General features: G+C 40.8%; 15 protein-coding genes and 1 other annotated feature. All 15 genes read right to left on the minus strand.

From position 1 onward, the window contains the following. Positions 1–127: 127 nt before the first annotated feature. The 15 genes from tuf to rpmG all read right to left on the minus strand — a co-directional run bounded on the left by tuf (position 128) and on the right by rpmG (position 17,083). Positions 128–1,315, minus strand: coding sequence for an elongation factor Tu (gene tuf / locus GXK58_RS23300; RefSeq protein ID WP_160725574.1), 1,188 nt, complete (start codon positions 1,313–1,315; stop codon positions 128–130). 129 nt (positions 1,316–1,444) lie between these two features. Continuing rightward, positions 1,445–3,526, minus strand: a complete 2,082-nt coding sequence (fusA, locus tag GXK58_RS23305) for an elongation factor G (protein ID WP_160725575.1) — start codon at positions 3,524–3,526, stop codon at positions 1,445–1,447. A gap of 48 nt (positions 3,527–3,574) precedes the next feature. Then, positions 3,575–4,045, minus strand: coding sequence for a 30S ribosomal protein S7 (gene rpsG / locus GXK58_RS23310; RefSeq protein WP_160725576.1), 471 nt, complete (start codon positions 4,043–4,045; stop codon positions 3,575–3,577). Positions 4,046–4,084: 39 nt separating this feature from the next. Continuing rightward, the gene (rpsL, locus tag GXK58_RS23315; RefSeq protein ID WP_027322663.1) at positions 4,085–4,507 is read right to left on the minus strand and encodes a 30S ribosomal protein S12; all 423 of its coding nucleotides are present in this window, start codon (positions 4,505–4,507) and stop codon (positions 4,085–4,087) included. A gap of 104 nt (positions 4,508–4,611) precedes the next feature. Continuing rightward, positions 4,612–4,860 carry a 50S ribosomal protein L7ae-like protein gene (locus GXK58_RS23320; protein WP_160725577.1) on the minus strand — a complete coding sequence of 83 codons (249 nt, stop codon included), beginning with the start codon at positions 4,858–4,860 and terminating at the stop codon, positions 4,612–4,614. A gap of 162 nt (positions 4,861–5,022) precedes the next feature. Next, entirely contained in the window at positions 5,023–8,622 is a 3,600-nt protein-coding gene (rpoC, locus tag GXK58_RS23325) for a DNA-directed RNA polymerase subunit beta' (protein WP_160725578.1), read from the minus strand. A gap of 91 nt (positions 8,623–8,713) precedes the next feature. Continuing rightward, positions 8,714–12,274, minus strand: a complete 3,561-nt coding sequence (gene rpoB, locus GXK58_RS23330; RefSeq protein ID WP_160725579.1) for a DNA-directed RNA polymerase subunit beta — start codon at positions 12,272–12,274, stop codon at positions 8,714–8,716. A gap of 256 nt (positions 12,275–12,530) precedes the next feature. Beyond that, positions 12,531–13,130, minus strand: a complete 600-nt coding sequence (locus tag GXK58_RS23335; RefSeq protein ID WP_160725580.1) for a class I SAM-dependent methyltransferase — start codon at positions 13,128–13,130, stop codon at positions 12,531–12,533. A gap of 181 nt (positions 13,131–13,311) precedes the next feature. Next, positions 13,312–13,674 carry a 50S ribosomal protein L7/L12 gene (rplL, locus tag GXK58_RS23340; protein WP_160725581.1) on the minus strand — a complete coding sequence of 121 codons (363 nt, stop codon included), beginning with the start codon at positions 13,672–13,674 and terminating at the stop codon, positions 13,312–13,314. A 59-nt stretch (positions 13,675–13,733) separates the two neighbouring features. Further along, positions 13,734–14,234, minus strand: a complete 501-nt coding sequence (rplJ, locus tag GXK58_RS23345; RefSeq protein ID WP_160725582.1) for a 50S ribosomal protein L10 — start codon at positions 14,232–14,234, stop codon at positions 13,734–13,736. Positions 14,235–14,267: 33 nt separating this feature from the next. Then, positions 14,268–14,411 (minus strand) — a sequence feature (ribosomal protein L10 leader region). A gap of 53 nt (positions 14,412–14,464) precedes the next feature. Further along, positions 14,465–15,163, minus strand: coding sequence for a 50S ribosomal protein L1 (rplA, locus tag GXK58_RS23350; RefSeq protein WP_160725583.1), 699 nt, complete (start codon positions 15,161–15,163; stop codon positions 14,465–14,467). A gap of 184 nt (positions 15,164–15,347) precedes the next feature. Further along, on the minus strand, positions 15,348–15,773 hold the full coding sequence (rplK, locus tag GXK58_RS23355; protein ID WP_141561102.1) for a 50S ribosomal protein L11: 426 nt from the start codon (positions 15,771–15,773) through the stop codon (positions 15,348–15,350). Between the two features lie 214 nt (positions 15,774–15,987). Further along, positions 15,988–16,521, minus strand: coding sequence for a transcription termination/antitermination protein NusG (nusG, locus tag GXK58_RS23360; protein WP_160725584.1), 534 nt, complete (start codon positions 16,519–16,521; stop codon positions 15,988–15,990). Positions 16,522–16,704: 183 nt separating this feature from the next. Further along, positions 16,705–16,887 carry a preprotein translocase subunit SecE gene (gene secE / locus GXK58_RS23365; RefSeq protein WP_101645921.1) on the minus strand — a complete coding sequence of 61 codons (183 nt, stop codon included), beginning with the start codon at positions 16,885–16,887 and terminating at the stop codon, positions 16,705–16,707. A gap of 49 nt (positions 16,888–16,936) precedes the next feature. After that, entirely contained in the window at positions 16,937–17,083 is a 147-nt protein-coding gene (rpmG, locus tag GXK58_RS23370) for a 50S ribosomal protein L33 (protein WP_160725585.1), read from the minus strand. Positions 17,084–17,120: the final 37 nt, after the last annotated feature.

Consider the following 17,120-nt stretch of genomic DNA (forward strand, 5'->3'; position numbering starts at 1 on the left):
GAACCTAACCATTAGCAAACTTACCCCTTCACTTTGAAGGATATAGTTCCACCAGGAGATAATTAAGTATGTATTAATCAAATAAAAAAAGCAGATGGATCGTCATCCATCTGCTTTTATATAGAGATTACTCAGAAATAGTTGTGATTGAACCTGAACCAACTGTACGTCCGCCTTCACGAATAGAGAACTTAGTTCCTTCTTCGATCGCAACTGGAGCGATTAGTTCAACAGTCATTTCGATGTGGTCACCAGGCATTACCATTTCAGTACCTTCTGGTAGGTTACAAATACCAGTAATATCAGAAGTACGGAAATAGAATTGTGGACGATAGTTTGTGAAGAATGGAGTATGACGTCCACCTTCTTCTTTAGATAAAACGTAAACTTGTGCTTTGAACTTTGTGTGTGGAGTGATTGATTTTGGCTTAGCCAAAACTTGTCCACGCTCGATATCTTCACGAGCTACACCACGAAGAAGGGCACCAATGTTGTCACCAGCTTCAGCGAAATCAAGAAGCTTACGGAACATTTCTACACCTGTTACAGTTGTAGATTTTGGCTCTTCAGTGAAACCAACGATTTCAACTACGTCACCAACTTTAACTACACCACGCTCAACACGTCCTGTAGCAACAGTACCACGACCAGTGATTGAGAATACATCCTCAACTGGCATCATGAAAGGTTTATCAGTGTCACGAGTTGGAGTTGGGATGAACTCATCAACTGCTGCCATTAATTCAATAACTTTCTCTTCCCATGCAGCTTCGCCTTCTAATGCTTTAAGAGCAGAACCTTTGATAACTGGAGTGTCATCGCCAGGGAAATCATATTCAGTTAATAGATCACGAATTTCCATTTCTACTAACTCAAGTAATTCTTCGTCATCAACCATATCACACTTGTTCATGAATACAACAAGGTAAGGTACGCCTACCTGACGAGAAAGAAGAATGTGCTCACGAGTTTGTGGCATTGGACCATCAGTTGCAGATACAACTAGGATACCGCCGTCCATTTGAGCAGCACCAGTGATCATGTTTTTAACATAGTCAGCGTGTCCTGGGCAGTCAACGTGTGCGTAGTGACGGTTATCAGTTTCATACTCAACGTGTGCAGTAGAGATTGTGATACCACGTTCTCTTTCTTCTGGAGCACCGTCAATTTGATCGTATGCACGAGCTTCAGCTTTACCTGATTTAGCAAGTACTGAAGTGATTGCAGCTGTTAAAGTAGTTTTACCATGGTCAACGTGTCCGATTGTACCAATGTTAACGTGTGGCTTAGAACGGTCGAATTTAGCTTTTGCCATTAGAAAAATCCTCCTTTGGATTATAAGGTTTTAAGTATATTTTTAGGCGGAAACTATTAATTGGTTTCCCAAATCAACAGTTTCCTTACTTACATAAGTAGTTATACTTTATATAAAGGTGAAAATCAATTATTCACCTTTATTTTTTTTAATGATTTCTTCAGAGATTGATTTAGGAACTTCTTCGTAGTGGTCAAAGTGCATAGAGAATACTCCGCGACCTTGTGTACTTGAACGAAGTGCAGTTGCATAACCAAACATTTCTGAAAGTGGAACCATTGAACGTACAACTTGTGCATTACCACGAGCTTCCATACCTTCAACACGGCCACGACGAGCAGTAATTTGTCCCATGATATCACCTAGGTAATCTTCAGGAATTACAACTTCTACTCTCATAACAGGTTCAAGGATAACCGGCTGACACTTAGAAGCAGCGTTTTTAAGTGCCATAGAGGCAGCAATTTTGAACGCCATTTCAGAGGAGTCAACATCATGGTAAGAACCGTCGAACAATCTTGCTTTAATATCAACTAATGGATATCCAGCAAGAACACCACGATCTAATGCATCTTCAAGACCAGCTTGTACAGCAGGAATGTATTCACGTGGAACTACACCACCGACGATACCGTTTACGAATTCAAATCCTTTACCCTCATCATTAGGGCCGAATTCGATCCAAACGTGTCCGTATTGTCCACGACCACCTGATTGGCGGGCAAACTTACCTTCGACTTGTGCAGATCCACGGAAAGTCTCACGGTAGGCTACCTGTGGAGCACCTACGTTAGCTTCAACTTTAAATTCACGGCGCATACGGTCAACGATGATGTCAAGGTGTAATTCACCCATACCAGCAATGATGACTTGTCCAGTTTCCTGATCTGTATGTGCACGGAAAGTTGGGTCTTCTTCTTGAAGTTTTTGTAAAGCAGTTGTCATTTTGTCTTGGTCTGCTTTTGATTTTGGTTCAACAGAAAGTTGAATAACTGGCTCAGGGAATTGCATAGACTCTAGGATAACAAGGTTTTTCTCATCACATAGAGTATCGCCAGTTGTTGTATCTTTCAAACCTACAGCAGCAGCAATATCACCAGCAAAAACCTTAGAGATTTCTTGACGGCTGTTTGCGTGCATTTGAAGGATACGTCCGATACGCTCACGCTTGCCTTTAGTTGAGTTCTGGACATATGATCCAGCCTCTAAAGTACCTGAGTAAACGCGGAAGAACGTTAGTTTACCAACATAAGGGTCTGTCATAACTTTGAATGCAAGAGCTGAGAATGGCTCTTCATCGCTTGAGTGACGCTCAAGAACTTCTTCTTCATCATCCACAGCATGACCTTTGATTGCAGGTACATCTAGTGGAGATGGAAGATAATCGATAACTGCATCCAACATTAATTGAACACCTTTGTTTTTGAATGCTGAACCACAGATTACAGGGTAGAATTCAACATTAACAGTACCTTTACGAATAGCTGCTTTAAGCTCTTCTTTAGTGATCTCTTCACCACCAAGGTATTTTTCCATTAACTCTTCATCTAATTCTGCTACTGCTTCAACAAGCTTCTCACGATATTCTTCAGCTTGATCCATATATTCAGCAGGAATGTCACGTACTTCAATATCAGTACCTAAGTCATTACCGTAGAATACAGCATTCATTTCAACAAGGTCAATGATTGCTTCAAACTGATCTTCAGCACCGATTGGCAACTGAATTGGGTGTGCATTCGCTTGTAGACGATCGTGAATGGTTCCTACAGAATATAAGAAGTCCGCTCCGATTTTATCCATCTTGTTAACGAAAACAACACGCGGTACACCATAAGTAGTTGCTTGGCGCCAAACTGTTTCAGTTTGCGGTTCAACTCCAGATTGTGCATCAAGTACTGCTACTGCACCATCAAGTACACGAAGTGAACGTTCAACTTCAACAGTGAAGTCTACGTGTCCTGGTGTATCAATGATATTTACGCGGTGACCTTTCCACGAAGCAGTTGTAGCTGCAGACGTGATTGTAATACCGCGTTCTTGTTCCTGCTCCATCCAGTCCATCTGAGATGCACCTTCATGTGTTTCACCAATCTTATGAATACGACCAGTGTAATAAAGAACACGCTCAGTGGTAGTCGTTTTACCGGCATCGATGTGAGCCATGATACCGATATTACGAGTATTTTCTAAGGAGAACTCTCTTGCCATTGGGTCTTTCTCCTTCCTAGTATGAAAGTTTTTATATTGAAGGTTAAATTACCAACGATAGTGAGCAAACGCTTTGTTTGCTTCTGCCATTTTGTGTGTATCTTCACGTTTCTTAACAGATGCACCAGTGTTGTTAGCTGCATCCATGATTTCGTTTGCTAAACGCTCTTCCATCGTTTTTTCACCGCGAAGACGCGCATAGTTCACTAACCAGCGAAGACCTAAAGTTGTACGGCGGTCAGGGCGCACCTCAACTGGTACTTGGTAGTTCGCACCACCTACACGGCGAGCTCTAACTTCTAATACAGGCATGATGTTTTTCATAGCTGCTTCAAAAGTTTCCATCGGCTCTTTGCCAGTACGTTCGCGAATTGTATCGAACGCAGAATAAAGAATTTCTTGAGATTTACCTCTTTTACCATCGATCATCATTTTATTGATAAGACGGGTAACTAATTTAGAATTATAAAGTGGATCAGGTAACACGTCTCTTTTTGCTACAGGACCTTTACGTGGCATTATATTTCCTCCTTTCAACAAAGCTTCTATTTAGTATGATTATTTCTTAGCTGCTTTTGGTCTCTTAGTACCATATTTAGAACGACCTTGCATACGGTTGTTTACACCAGCTGTATCAAGCGCTCCACGTACGATGTGATAACGTACCCCCGGTAAGTCCTTTACACGTCCTCCGCGGATAAGAACAACACTGTGCTCTTGAAGGTTGTGGCCGATACCAGGAATGTATGCAGTCACCTCGATACCATTTGTCAAACGTACACGAGCATATTTACGTAACGCTGAGTTTGGTTTCTTTGGAGTCATTGTACCAACACGAGTACATACACCGCGTTTTTGTGGTGAAGATACATTTGTTTGAGATTTCTTGAAGCTGTTGTAACCTTTATTAAGTGCTGGTGACTTTGATTTTTCCTCTTTTGTTTGACGAGGCTTGCGCACTAATTGGTTAATAGTAGGCATGATTTTTTCCTCCCTTCGTTATTTGTAAACCCACACATCCAGGTGGTTCATTTTTTTGCAAAAAACAAAGTTCTTGCAGATTAATCTATCTACAAAAACAGTTTTTAACGAATAATCGCAACAGTTGTTGCACCAACATCTATCCCACATACTTTTCCGAGTTTTTTCATCGAATCAACATAGTGGACAGGGATCTGTATCAAATTCGCTTCTTGAACGACCTTTGCTGTCAACTTTTGATCAGCGTCGCTTGCAACGAGAAGTTCTTGTACATTTCCTTCTTTCAGTGCTTTCACTGTTTGTTTAGTACCTATAACAATTGTGTGTGCTTTTAATACTTTTTCATAAGACATAAAGTACATCCTCCAAAGTATCCGTTAATAGGAGCACCTTTGATATAGTATCATCTTACCAAAAAGATGTCAACTATAGTTCTATATTTTTTATTCAATAATTCATTTGGTAAATATTTTCATAAATACGGTACCTGCAAAGATGCAGGTACCATAGTTTATTTAATCAATTGCAACGGTTTCTTCGGAAGTTGTATCACGCAGTACTGGCTCTGCTTTACGGTAACGCGGCATTCCTGTACCAGCAGGCACAAGTTTACCGATGATAACATTTTCTTTCAAGCCAAGTAACTCATCACGCTTACCCTTGATCGCGGCATCAGTAAGAACTCTTGTTGTTTCTTGGAATGATGCTGCAGACAAGAATGAATCAGTTTCAAGTGATGCTTTGGTGATACCAAGTAAGACCGGACGTCCCGTTGCAGGCAGTTTACCTTCAAGTAATGCCTTCTCGTTTGCATCAGTAAACTGATGAATATCAAGAAGTGTACCTGGAAGTACATCTGTTTCCCCCGCATCGCTGACGCGTATTTTACGCAGCATCTGACGAACCATTACCTCGACGTGTTTATCGCCAATTTCAACCCCTTGCATACGGTAAACCTTCTGTACCTCACGCAACAGGTATTCTTGAACAGATGTAACGTCTTTTACTTTGATTAACTCTTTCGGGTCAATTGAACCTTCAGTTAATTCTTGACCACGGGCAACTTGGTCATTGATAGCTACCTTTAAACGTGCAGTATATGGAGCATTGTAAGTACGGGATTCTACTTCACCTTGAACCACGATTTCATGCTGGCGGTCACGGCCTTCATTAATACCTACAACCACACCATCGATTTCAGAGATAACTGCTTGACCTTTCGGATTACGCGCTTCGAAGATCTCTTGGATACGCGGTAAACCTTGGGTAATATCGTCGCCGGCAACCCCACCGGTATGGAATGTACGCATCGTTAACTGTGTTCCTGGCTCACCGATGGATTGGGCAGCGATAATACCTACTGCTTCGCCCACTTCGACCTCTTGACCTGTTGCCAGGTTGCGGCCATAACACTTCTTACATACACCATGACGGGTATTACATGTAAAGGCCGATCTAATTTTCACTTCTTCAATTCCTGCATTAACGATTACTTCAGCTAAGTCCTCTGTAATCAAGCCATTTTCAGGAACAAGGACTTCTTTTGTTTCAGGATGTCTAATTGGTGTACGAGCGTAACGGCCGATCAGACGTTCATCTAGACCTTCGATGGTTTCAGTTCCATCTTTTAGGGCACTAATTAGGAAGCCGCGGTCAGTTCCGCAATCATCTTCACGAACGATAACGTCTTGGGCTACGTCAACTAGACGACGTGTTAAGTAACCAGAGTCAGCTGTTTTAAGGGCTGTATCCGCAAGACCTTTACGAGCACCGTGAGTCGAGATAAAGTACTCTAATACGGTTAAACCTTCACGGAAACTTGATTTAATCGGTAACTCAATGATACGTCCAGCCGGGTTGGCCATCAGTCCACGCATACCAGCAAGCTGCGTGAAGTTAGAGGCGTTACCACGGGCACCGGAATCACTCATCATAAAGATTGGGTTCGTTTTATTCAAGGACTTCATTAGTTTTCCTTGAATGGTGTCTTTCGCCGCACTCCAGATTGCAATGACACGGTCATAACGTTCATCTTCAGTAATAAGACCACGTCTGAATTGCTTCAATACGTTATCAACTTTTTCTTGAGCTTCATGGAGAATTTGCGGTTTTTCAGGAAGTACGACAATATCGGCCACACCAACTGTTAAACCAGCTTTAGTTGAATGCTTGAAACCTAAATCCTTCATGCGGTCAAGCATTTTTGATGTTTCGGTAATTTTGAATCGTTTAAAGACCTCAGCAATGATATTTCCAAGAATTTTCTTTTTAAATGGATCAATCAACGGCATTTCTTTAATTCTAGCTTTTACGTCTTCACCTTTTTCAATAAAATACTTTGCAGGTGTTTCGACCTCTAAATTATGTCTGGTTGGTTCATTAATATATGGGAATGATTTTGGAAGAATTTCATTAAAAATAAGTTTACCAACCGTTGAAATTAGCAACTTATTATTTTGTTCTTCTGTAAACGTTTCATTTCCTAATGATCCAGCATGAACAGCGACACGTGTATGATAGTGAACATAACCGTTCTGATAGGCAAGGATCGCTTCACTTGTATCTTTGAATACCATCCCTTCACCAACTGTACCTTCACGTTCTAGCGTTAAGTAATAGTTACCTAATACCATATCCTGAGACGGGGTAACAACTGGCTTACCATCTTTAGGGTTCAAGATATTTTGAGCAGCTAGCATCAATAGACGAGCTTCTGCTTGCGCTTCAGATGATAATGGTACGTGAACAGCCATTTGGTCACCGTCGAAGTCGGCATTGTATGCCGTACATACTAGTGGATGCAGACGAATTGCCCGTCCTTCTACAAGTGTTGGTTCAAATGCCTGAATACCTAATCTATGCAATGTAGGGGCACGGTTAAGTAAAACTGGGTGCTCCTTAATTACGTCTTCTAGTACATCCCAGACATCTGGAGATACACGTTCAATTTTACGTTTAGCTGATTTAATGTTGTGTGCTAAACCTTTTTCAACTAGCTCCTTCATTACAAATGGCTTAAAGAGCTCTAGAGCCATCTCTCTTGGAAGACCACATTGATACATTTTTAGGTTTGGACCTACAACGATTACGGAACGGCCAGAATAGTCAACACGTTTACCTAGTAAGTTTTGACGGAAACGTCCTTGTTTACCTTTAAGCATATGAGAAAGTGATTTTAAAGGACGGTTACCAGGACCAGTAACTGGTCGGCCGCGGCGTCCGTTATCAATTAAAGCATCCACTGCTTCTTGTAGCATACGCTTTTCATTCTGAACGATAATGCTAGGAGCACCAAGATCTAATAAACGCTTTAAGCGATTATTACGGTTAATAACTCGACGATACAAATCGTTTAAGTCAGATGTTGCAAAGCGCCCGCCATCCAATTGAACCATCGGACGAAGTTCCGGTGGAATAACTGGAAGTACATCAAGGATCATCCATGATGGTTCATTTCCTGAATTACGGAAAGCCTCCAACACTTCAAGACGCTTAATCGCACGTGTACGGCGCTGCCCTTGAGCTGTTTTAAGTTCTTCCTTCAAGATGTCTACTTCTTTATTTAAGTCGATATCAGAAAGAAGCTTTTTAATCGCTTCTGCGCCCATAGCAGCTTGGAATTTGTTTCCATACTTTTCGCGATAGGCACGGTATTCTTTCTCAGATAAAAGATGTTTTTTATCAAGTGGTGTATCACCTGTTTCTGTCACCACATACGAAGCAAAGTAAATCACTTCTTCTAATGCACGAGGGGACATGTCTAAAACAAGACCCATTCGGCTAGGAATTCCTTTAAAATACCAAATATGTGAAACAGGTGCTGCTAATTCGATGTGACCCATACGCTCACGACGAACTTTTGCACGTGTTACTTCAACTCCGCAACGGTCACAAACAACGCCCTTATATCGGACACGCTTATATTTTCCACAGTGACATTCCCAGTCCTTTGTTGGACCAAAGATCCGCTCGCAGAATAAGCCGTCTTTTTCAGGTTTTAACGTACGATAGTTAATGGTTTCTGGCTTCTTTACTTCTCCGAATGACCATGAACGGATTTTATCCGGTGAAGCAAGACCAATTTTCATATACTCAAAATTATTAACGTCCAGCAAGGGGCCTACCTCCCTTTAAAGTATCTAGGCTTTACCCTTATTGCCCATGAAAACCGAGCGCACGGCACTGCGTGCGCCACAGTTTAAATAATTACTCTTTAGAGCCAACTTTTTCAGATTCAAAGTTTGCAGTTTCAGGCACGATGTTCAATGTGTCAACTTGCTGTAAGTCTTCCTCATCTTCCGTATCGCGCATTTCAATTTCTTTTTCATCACCAGAAAGAATTTTTACATCCATACCTAAGCTTTGAAGTTCTTTAATTAATACTTTAAATGATTCAGGAACACCCGGCTCCGGAACATTTTCACCTTTTACAATTGCCTCATATGTTTTCACACGACCAACTACGTCGTCAGATTTAACGGTTAAGATTTCTTGAAGTGTATAGGCTGCACCGTACGCTTCAAGCGCCCAAACCTCCATCTCACCAAAACGCTGACCGCCAAATTGCGCTTTACCGCCAAGTGGCTGCTGCGTAACAAGTGAGTATGGTCCTGTCGAACGGGCATGGAGTTTATCATCAACCATGTGTGCCAGTTTAATCATATACATGACACCGACTGATACACGATTATCAAACGGTTCTCCTGAACGGCCATCGTACAGAACAGTTTTGGCATCACGAGCCATACCTGCTTCTTCAATCGTACCCCAAACATCTTCTTCACGCGCACCGTCAAATACTGGTGTTGCCACATGAATGTTAAGGTATCTTGCTGCCATACCTAAATGGAGCTCAAGTACCTGACCGATATTCATACGAGATGGTACCCCTAATGGGTTTAACATGATATCTACTGGTGTACCGTCTGGTAAGTAAGGCATATCTTCTTCTGGAAGAATCCGTGATATAACCCCTTTGTTACCGTGACGGCCGGCCATCTTATCACCTTGGTGGATCTTACGTTTTTGAACGATATAAACACGAACCAGTTGATTTACACCTGGTGGCAGTTCATCGCCATCTTCACGATTAAAGACTTTGACATCATGAACGATACCGCCGCCGCCGTGTGGGACTCTTAGTGATGTATCTCGGACTTCACGAGCTTTTTCACCAAAAATCGCATGGAGAAGACGTTCTTCAGCTGTTAACTCAGTTACACCTTTTGGCGTTACTTTACCAACAAGCAAGTCACCATCTTTTACTTCCGCACCTGTACGGATAATTCCACGTTCATCCAAATTACGCAGAGCATCTTCCCCTACGTTTGGAATATCACGGGTAATTTCCTCAGGTCCTAATTTTGTATCACGAGATTCTGATTCATATTCTTCAATATGAATAGAAGTATAGACATCATCTTTTACAAGACGTTCGCTCATAATAATGGCATCTTCATAGTTATATCCATCCCATGTCATGAAGGCTACGAGAACATTACGTCCTAGTGCAAGCTCTCCTAATTCCATGGACGGACCGTCTGCTAAAATTTCACCCTTTTTCACACGGTTGCCAACGGCTACGATTGGACGCTGGTTATAACAAGTACCTTGGTTAGAACGGATGAATTTCAATAAACGATATTTTCTAAGATCGCCCTTAACTTCTTGGCCATCTACTTCTTTGATTGCACGAACCCATACCTCACGTGCCTCAACATGCTCGACAATACCTTCTTCTTTACAAATAACAGCTGCCCCTGAGTCTTTTCCTGATACATATTCCATACCAGTTCCAACCCTAGGTGCCTCTGGCTGCATTAAAGGCACAGCTTGACGCTGCATGTTCGCACCCATCAAGGCACGGTTTGAGTCATCATTTTCTAGGAACGGAATACACGCTGTTGCTGCTGATACTACCTGTTTTGGTGATACGTCCATGTAGTCGATTCGTTCACGTTTTACAACTGTGTTCTCACCGCGGAAACGAGCTACTACCTCTTCATCGAGGAAGGCACCGTCATCACCAAGGCGAGAGTTCGCCTGTGCCACTACATAGAGATCCTCTTCATCCGCTGTCAGGTAATCAATTCGGCTAGTCACCTTGCCTGTATCTGGATCAACACGGCGATATGGTGTTTCAATAAAACCAAAGCGGTTGACCTTTGCATAGGATGACAAGGAGTTAATCAAACCGATGTTTGGACCCTCTGGCGTTTCAATTGGACACATACGACCGTAGTGAGAGTAGTGTACGTCACGTACTTCCATCCCTGCACGTTCACGTGTTAAACCACCAGGTCCTAATGCAGATAGACGGCGCTTGTGTGTTAATTCAGCAAGCGGGTTAGTTTGGTCCATGAACTGTGATAATTGCGAGCTGCCGAAGAACTCTTTAATAGATGCAATCACAGGACGAATATTAATTAATTGCTGTGGTGTAATGGTTGCAGTGTCTTGAATGGACATTCTCTCACGAACAACACGTTCCATCCGGGATAACCCAATCCGGAATTGGTTCTGCAATAATTCACCTACAGAGCGAAGACGTCTGTTACCTAAGTGGTCGATATCATCTGTATCACCTACTCCGTGCAATAAATTGAAGAAGTAGCTAATCGATGCAATGATATCAGCCGGTGTAATATTTTTAATTGGCTCTTCTACATAAGCATTGCCAAGTACATTAATTACTTTTTCATTTTCATCACCTGGTGCATAAATCTTAATGCCTTGAAGGATAATCTCTTCCTCTACTACACCGCCAACAGGATTATGGCCTCTGAAATTAATATTTTTTTCAAGTGCAGGAATAATTCTGTCTAGGTTTCGTCTATCAAGTAGAGTTCCTTTTTCAGCAATAATTTCTCCTGTTTCCGGATCAGCCAGCGTTTCCGCTAACCGTTGATTGAATAAGCGATTCTTAATATGAAGCTTTTTATTAATCTTGTAACGACCAACGTTTGCAAGATCATAACGCTTAGGATCAAAGAAACGAGACACTAATAAACTCTTAGCATTATCTACAGTAGGCGGTTCGCCTGGACGAAGACGCTCATAGATCTCTAATAGTGCTTTGTCAACACCCTCTGTATTGTCCTTCTCAAGGGTATTGCGGATGTACTCGTTATCTCCAACCAATTCAATGATTTCCTGATCAGAGCCGAAGCCTAATGCACGCAAAAGAACCGTAACGGGCAGTTTCCGAGTACGATCTATTCTTACATAAACCACATCTTTGGCATCTGTTTCATACTCCAGCCAAGCGCCGCGGTTCGGAATTACTGTGGCAGTAAAACCCTTCTTGCCATTTTTATCTAGTTTTCCACTAAAGTAAACGCTCGGTGAACGCACTAACTGTGATACAATAACGCGTTCTGCCCCATTAATGACAAATGTACCTGTTTCTGTCATTAGCGGGAAATCACCCATAAATACATCTTGGTCTTTTACTTCACCAGTTTCTTTGTTTACAAGACGTACTTTTACACGTAACGGAGCAGAATATGTAACGTCCCGTTCTTTAGATTCTTCTACAGAATACTTTGGATCGCCAAGGCTGTAATCAATAAATTCCAGTGATAGGTTACCAGTAAAGTCCTCAATTGGTGAAATATCCTGAAACATTTCACGTAATCCCTCATCCAAGAACCATTGATAAGAAGAGGTTTGGATTTCAATGAGATTTGGTAATTCTAATACTTCACTGATTCGTGCGTAACTTCTACGTTGGCGGTGTCGTCCATACTGAACTAGTTGACCTGTCAACTGATTCACCCCTCAAATCAAGCGTTTTTTAATAAATCTATTACGTCTAATAGCAGAACCATAGGAGCTGCCAATTAGACAAAAAGAAAAAGGGTTTTTTACTCAAAAACCACATTTTCACATTTTGATTATTATTTTGTCATCATTTCCTTCTTATGCCGTTTTTATACTTAAAAATAAGTATTTTTTAAGGAATAATTCGGAAATTATTATGATGGCATTTTATAATGCTACCACAACGACAAATGCGAGTCAACTACTTTGTTGCTTTAAAAATAAAATAACCTTTGGATTTATCGACAGTCTCGACATTGGAAAATAGGGTTGTTAATTTTTCAAGCGCAGACGGAGCTCCTTGTTTCTTTTGGATAACGACCCATAACTCGCCACTTGAAACAAGATGCTGATAGCTTTGTTCAAAAATATCATGTACTGTTTGTTTACCGGCCCTGATCGGCGGATTTGTTAATACAGCTGCGAAATGATCACCTTTCACATTTAACAAACGGTCACTCTCATAAATATCGACATTTGTAATATGATTGATTGAGGCATTTTCTTTCGCTAACTCGATGGCCCGCTGATTTACATCGATCATATGTACTATACGGTTACCAAAATCTTTAGCAATTGATAAACCAATCGGTCCATAGCCACAGCCCACATCTAGAACATGCCCTTCAACGTCTGGCATTATAAAAGACTCTATGAGTAAACGTGAGCCAAAATCTACTTCTCGTTTTGAAAATACACCGTTATCGGTCTTGAAGCGAAATGAGTGATTCCGTAATGGAAAATCCCAATACTTCGGATCACTTTCAACTTTTTGAGATCGAGTATAGTAGTGTTCGGACAATAGACTCACCTCCGGAGATCATTATTATGAAGAAAAGTGAGGAATAGCTCGTTTTCGCCCTATGTTTGAATACCTTGAAAAATTGGGAGCTACTAGCTCGCGCAACTAATTAAATAGCCGCCTCCGCTTTTAAAATAGCCAAAAAAAGCCCGCTTATGCAGCGAGCTTTTTTATAGTAAAATTACTTAACTTCAACGTTAGCTCCAACTTCATCAAGCTTAGCTTTGATTGCTTCAGCTTCTTCTTTAGCAATACCTTCTTTAAGTGCTTTTGGAGTGTTGTCAACAAGATCTTTTGCTTCTTTAAGACCAAGACCAGTGATTTCACGAACAACTTTGATAACCTTGATTTTTTGGTCTCCAGCGCCAGCTAGAATTACGTCGAATTCTGTTTTTTCTTCAGCAGCAGCTGCACCAGCTCCACCAACAACAGCTACAGGAGCTGCAGCAGTTACGCCGAATTCTTCTTCGATTGCTTTTACAAGATCGTTAAGTTCTAAAACAGTCATAGTTTTAACTGCTTCAATGATTTGTTCTTTAGTCATGATTAAGTTTCCTCCTTAAATTTGGTTACGATTTATTTTTTTAGGCTGTTAGTATTAACTTACGCGCCTTGTTCTTCTTTTTGATCTGCCACTGCTTTTGCAGCAAGAGCAAGATTGCGAATTGGAGCTTGTAGTACGCTGAGTAGCATAGAAAGCAAGCCTTCGCGTGATGGTAGATCAGCAAGAGCTTTGATTTCTTCAGCAGTTGCTACGTTACCTTCGATTACACCCGCTTTAAGTTCAAGCGCCTCGTGCTTTTTAGCAAAATCATTCAAGATTTTAGCTGGTGCTACTACATCTTCAGTACTGAATGCAATTGCATTCGGACCTGTTAATGCTTCGTTTAAGCTAGAAAGTTCAGCTGCATCAGCTGCACGGCGTACCATAGAGTTTTTGTAAACTTTAAATTCTACGCCTGCTTCACGAAGTTGTTTACGAAGTTCAGTTACTTCTGCAACTGTAAGACCACGATAATCAACAACGACAGTTGAAACACTCGCTTTTAACTTATCAGTAATTTCGTCTACTAATTGTTTTTTTACTTCGATTACACTGCTCATCTTTACACCTCCTGTAGAATATCTACATTTATACCAGGCAAGTAAATGCCTCCATATCGAGCAAGACATGGAGGCAGCATTCAAAAGCTGAATAATCAGCTTAATCTATTCGCTCTACCTCGGCAGGAAATTAAGCATTAAAGCACCTGCTGTCTACAGTACAAATGTTTTATTTTAAACAACAAAATAGATTATATAAAATATACTCTAGATTGTCAATTGGTAATAAATTACTTCGCCGCAGCAGTAGAAGGATCTACTTTTACACCAGGTCCCATTGTAGAAGAAACAGTTACGTTCTTCATGTAAGTACCTTTTGCAGCTGATGGTTTTGCTTTTAACATAGTTTCGAAAATAGTGTTGAAGTTTTCAACAAGCTTTTCGTTTTCGAAAGATGATTTACCGATAGGAACATGAATGTTACCAGACTTATCAACACGGTATTCAACTTTACCAGCTTTGATTTCATTGATGGCTCTTGTTACATCAAATGTAACTGTACCAGTTTTAGGGTTTGGCATTAAGCCTTTAGGTCCTAATGTACGACCAAGTTTACCAACTTCACCCATCATGTCTGGAGTTGCTACGATTACATCAAAATCAAACCAACCTTGTTGGATTTTGTTGATGTATTCAGAATCTCCAACATAATCAGCGCCAGCTGCTTCTGCTTCTTTCACTTTTTCACCCTTAGCGAATACTAATACGCGTTGAGTTTTACCAGTTCCGTTTGGAAGCACAACTGCACCACGGATTTGTTGGTCAGCTTTCTTAGGATCTACGCCTAAACGGAATGCTACTTCAAGAGTCGCATCAAATTTAGTGAAGTTTGTTTTCTTAGCAAGATCAATTGCTTCTGCAATTGGGTATGCTTTTAAGCTATCTACAAGCTTTGCAGCTTCTAAATACTTTTTACCTTTTTTAGCCATTTTTATTTCCTCCTAGATTGTGGTTTTAGCGAATTATTCTCCCACTCTGAATAGCGGAGGCGCCTTAACCGCCCCGACTGGCATATGACCTTTGGGGCTAGACGCCGCAGCTAGACAGAACAAAGGTTGCGAGTACATTTAAACGTCGCAACCTTATCATTACACTAAGCAATAGTTACATGGATTAGTCTTCGATAACGATACCCATGCTGCGTGCAGTACCTTCAACCATGCGCATTGCTGCTTCAACGCTAGCCGCGTTCAGGTCAGGCATTTTTTGTTCCGCAATCTCGCGTACTTTATCACGCTTTACTGTTGCTACTTTATTACGGTTTGGTTCACCTGAACCAGACTGAATTCCAGCTGCTACTTTTAAAAGAACGGCAGCAGGAGGAGTTTTCGTAATAAATGTAAATGAACGGTCTTCAAATACCGTAATTTCAACAGGAATGATTAATCCAGCTTGATCTGCTGTACGAGCGTTAAATTCCTTACAGAATCCCATGATATTAACACCTGCTTGACCTAGTGCAGGACCAACTGGTGGCGCTGGGTTTGCTTTACCAGCAGGAATTTGTAATTTAACGACTTTAATTACTTTTTTAGCCACGAGACACACCTCCTTAAAGTCCGTGATGTGGTAATAGGGACTACTTTAGACCCTCCCACTCATCATATGTCTTTATATAAAAATCATAAAGAACTTAAAACATTAGTCTTGTCTCACATTGGAGACATACTGACCTATGAAATATTAACATTTTTTAAATATGATTTCAAGTTTTTTTACAATATCTGATTATTTTTCTTTCACTTTTAATTATTTATAGCTTATCAATTTGTGTAAAATCTAGTTCCACCGGGGTGTCACGACCAAACATATTAACAAGTACTTTAAGTTTGGCGCGGTCTTTATCCATTTCTTCAACAGATCCTGTAAAGTTGGCAAAAGGACCTTCTTTAACGCGGACAGTTTCACCAATTTCATAATCGACGTCCACTCGTTTTTCTTCCACGCCCATACGTTTAAGTAAAACAGTTACTTCTTCAGGAAGTAATGGCGTCGGTTTTGAACCGGAACCGGCAGAGCCGACAAATCCCGTTACCCCCGGCGTGTTACGTACAACATACCAAGAGTCATCAGTCATGACTAGTTCAACTAATACATAACCAGGAAAAACCTTTCGTTTAACAACCTTCGTTTTTCCGTTTTTGATTTCTGTTTCTTCTTCTTCAGGTACAACCACACGGAATATTTTATCCGACATGCCCATTGATTCTACCCTTTTTTCTAAATTGGCTTTTACTTTATTTTCATAGCCAGAGTAAGTATGAACAACATACCAATTCTTTTCCATTTAAGAGGACTAGATCGTCCGTCCCTCCCTCATTTTTGTAGAAATTTTAACCCCTTGTTCTGCAATCTATGGCTTTTAACCCATTCCCTTGCGCTTTTCAAGACAAATTAAAAAACCCGTTTATACGGGCTTTTAGATAAAAATTCCTTTATTATTTTCCATTATACCATGAATGCTGGCTTATTATTCAAGAATTAAACGAATCAATTTTGAAATTCCTAAATCTAAAACGGCAAAAAACGCTGCAAAAAAGACTACAGTTGTTAGTACTGTAACAGTTGAACGTACTAATTCGCTGCGTTTGGGCCAGCTGACTTTTCTCATTTCACGAAAAACATCACTGAAGAACTTCGTTATGCGCTGCATTATTTCGTAACCCCCAAAAATCTCAAGTAGGCAATTCTAGTATCTATTTTTATTTTGTTTCCCGGTGCATCGTATGGGTTGCACAAGTCTTACAAAACTTTTTAAGTTCTAATCGTTCTGTCTGTGTTTCCTTGCCGGCTGTCGAATAATTTCTCGAGCCGCACTCAACACAGGCTAGGATGACTTTTTTACTCATTATCGATCACCTGAATATTATGTCGTATTTCACTAAG

It is taken from the genome of Bacillus sp. USDA818B3_A, from assembly GCF_009928415.1.
GTDB lineage: Bacteria > Bacillota > Bacilli > Bacillales > Cytobacillaceae > Neobacillus.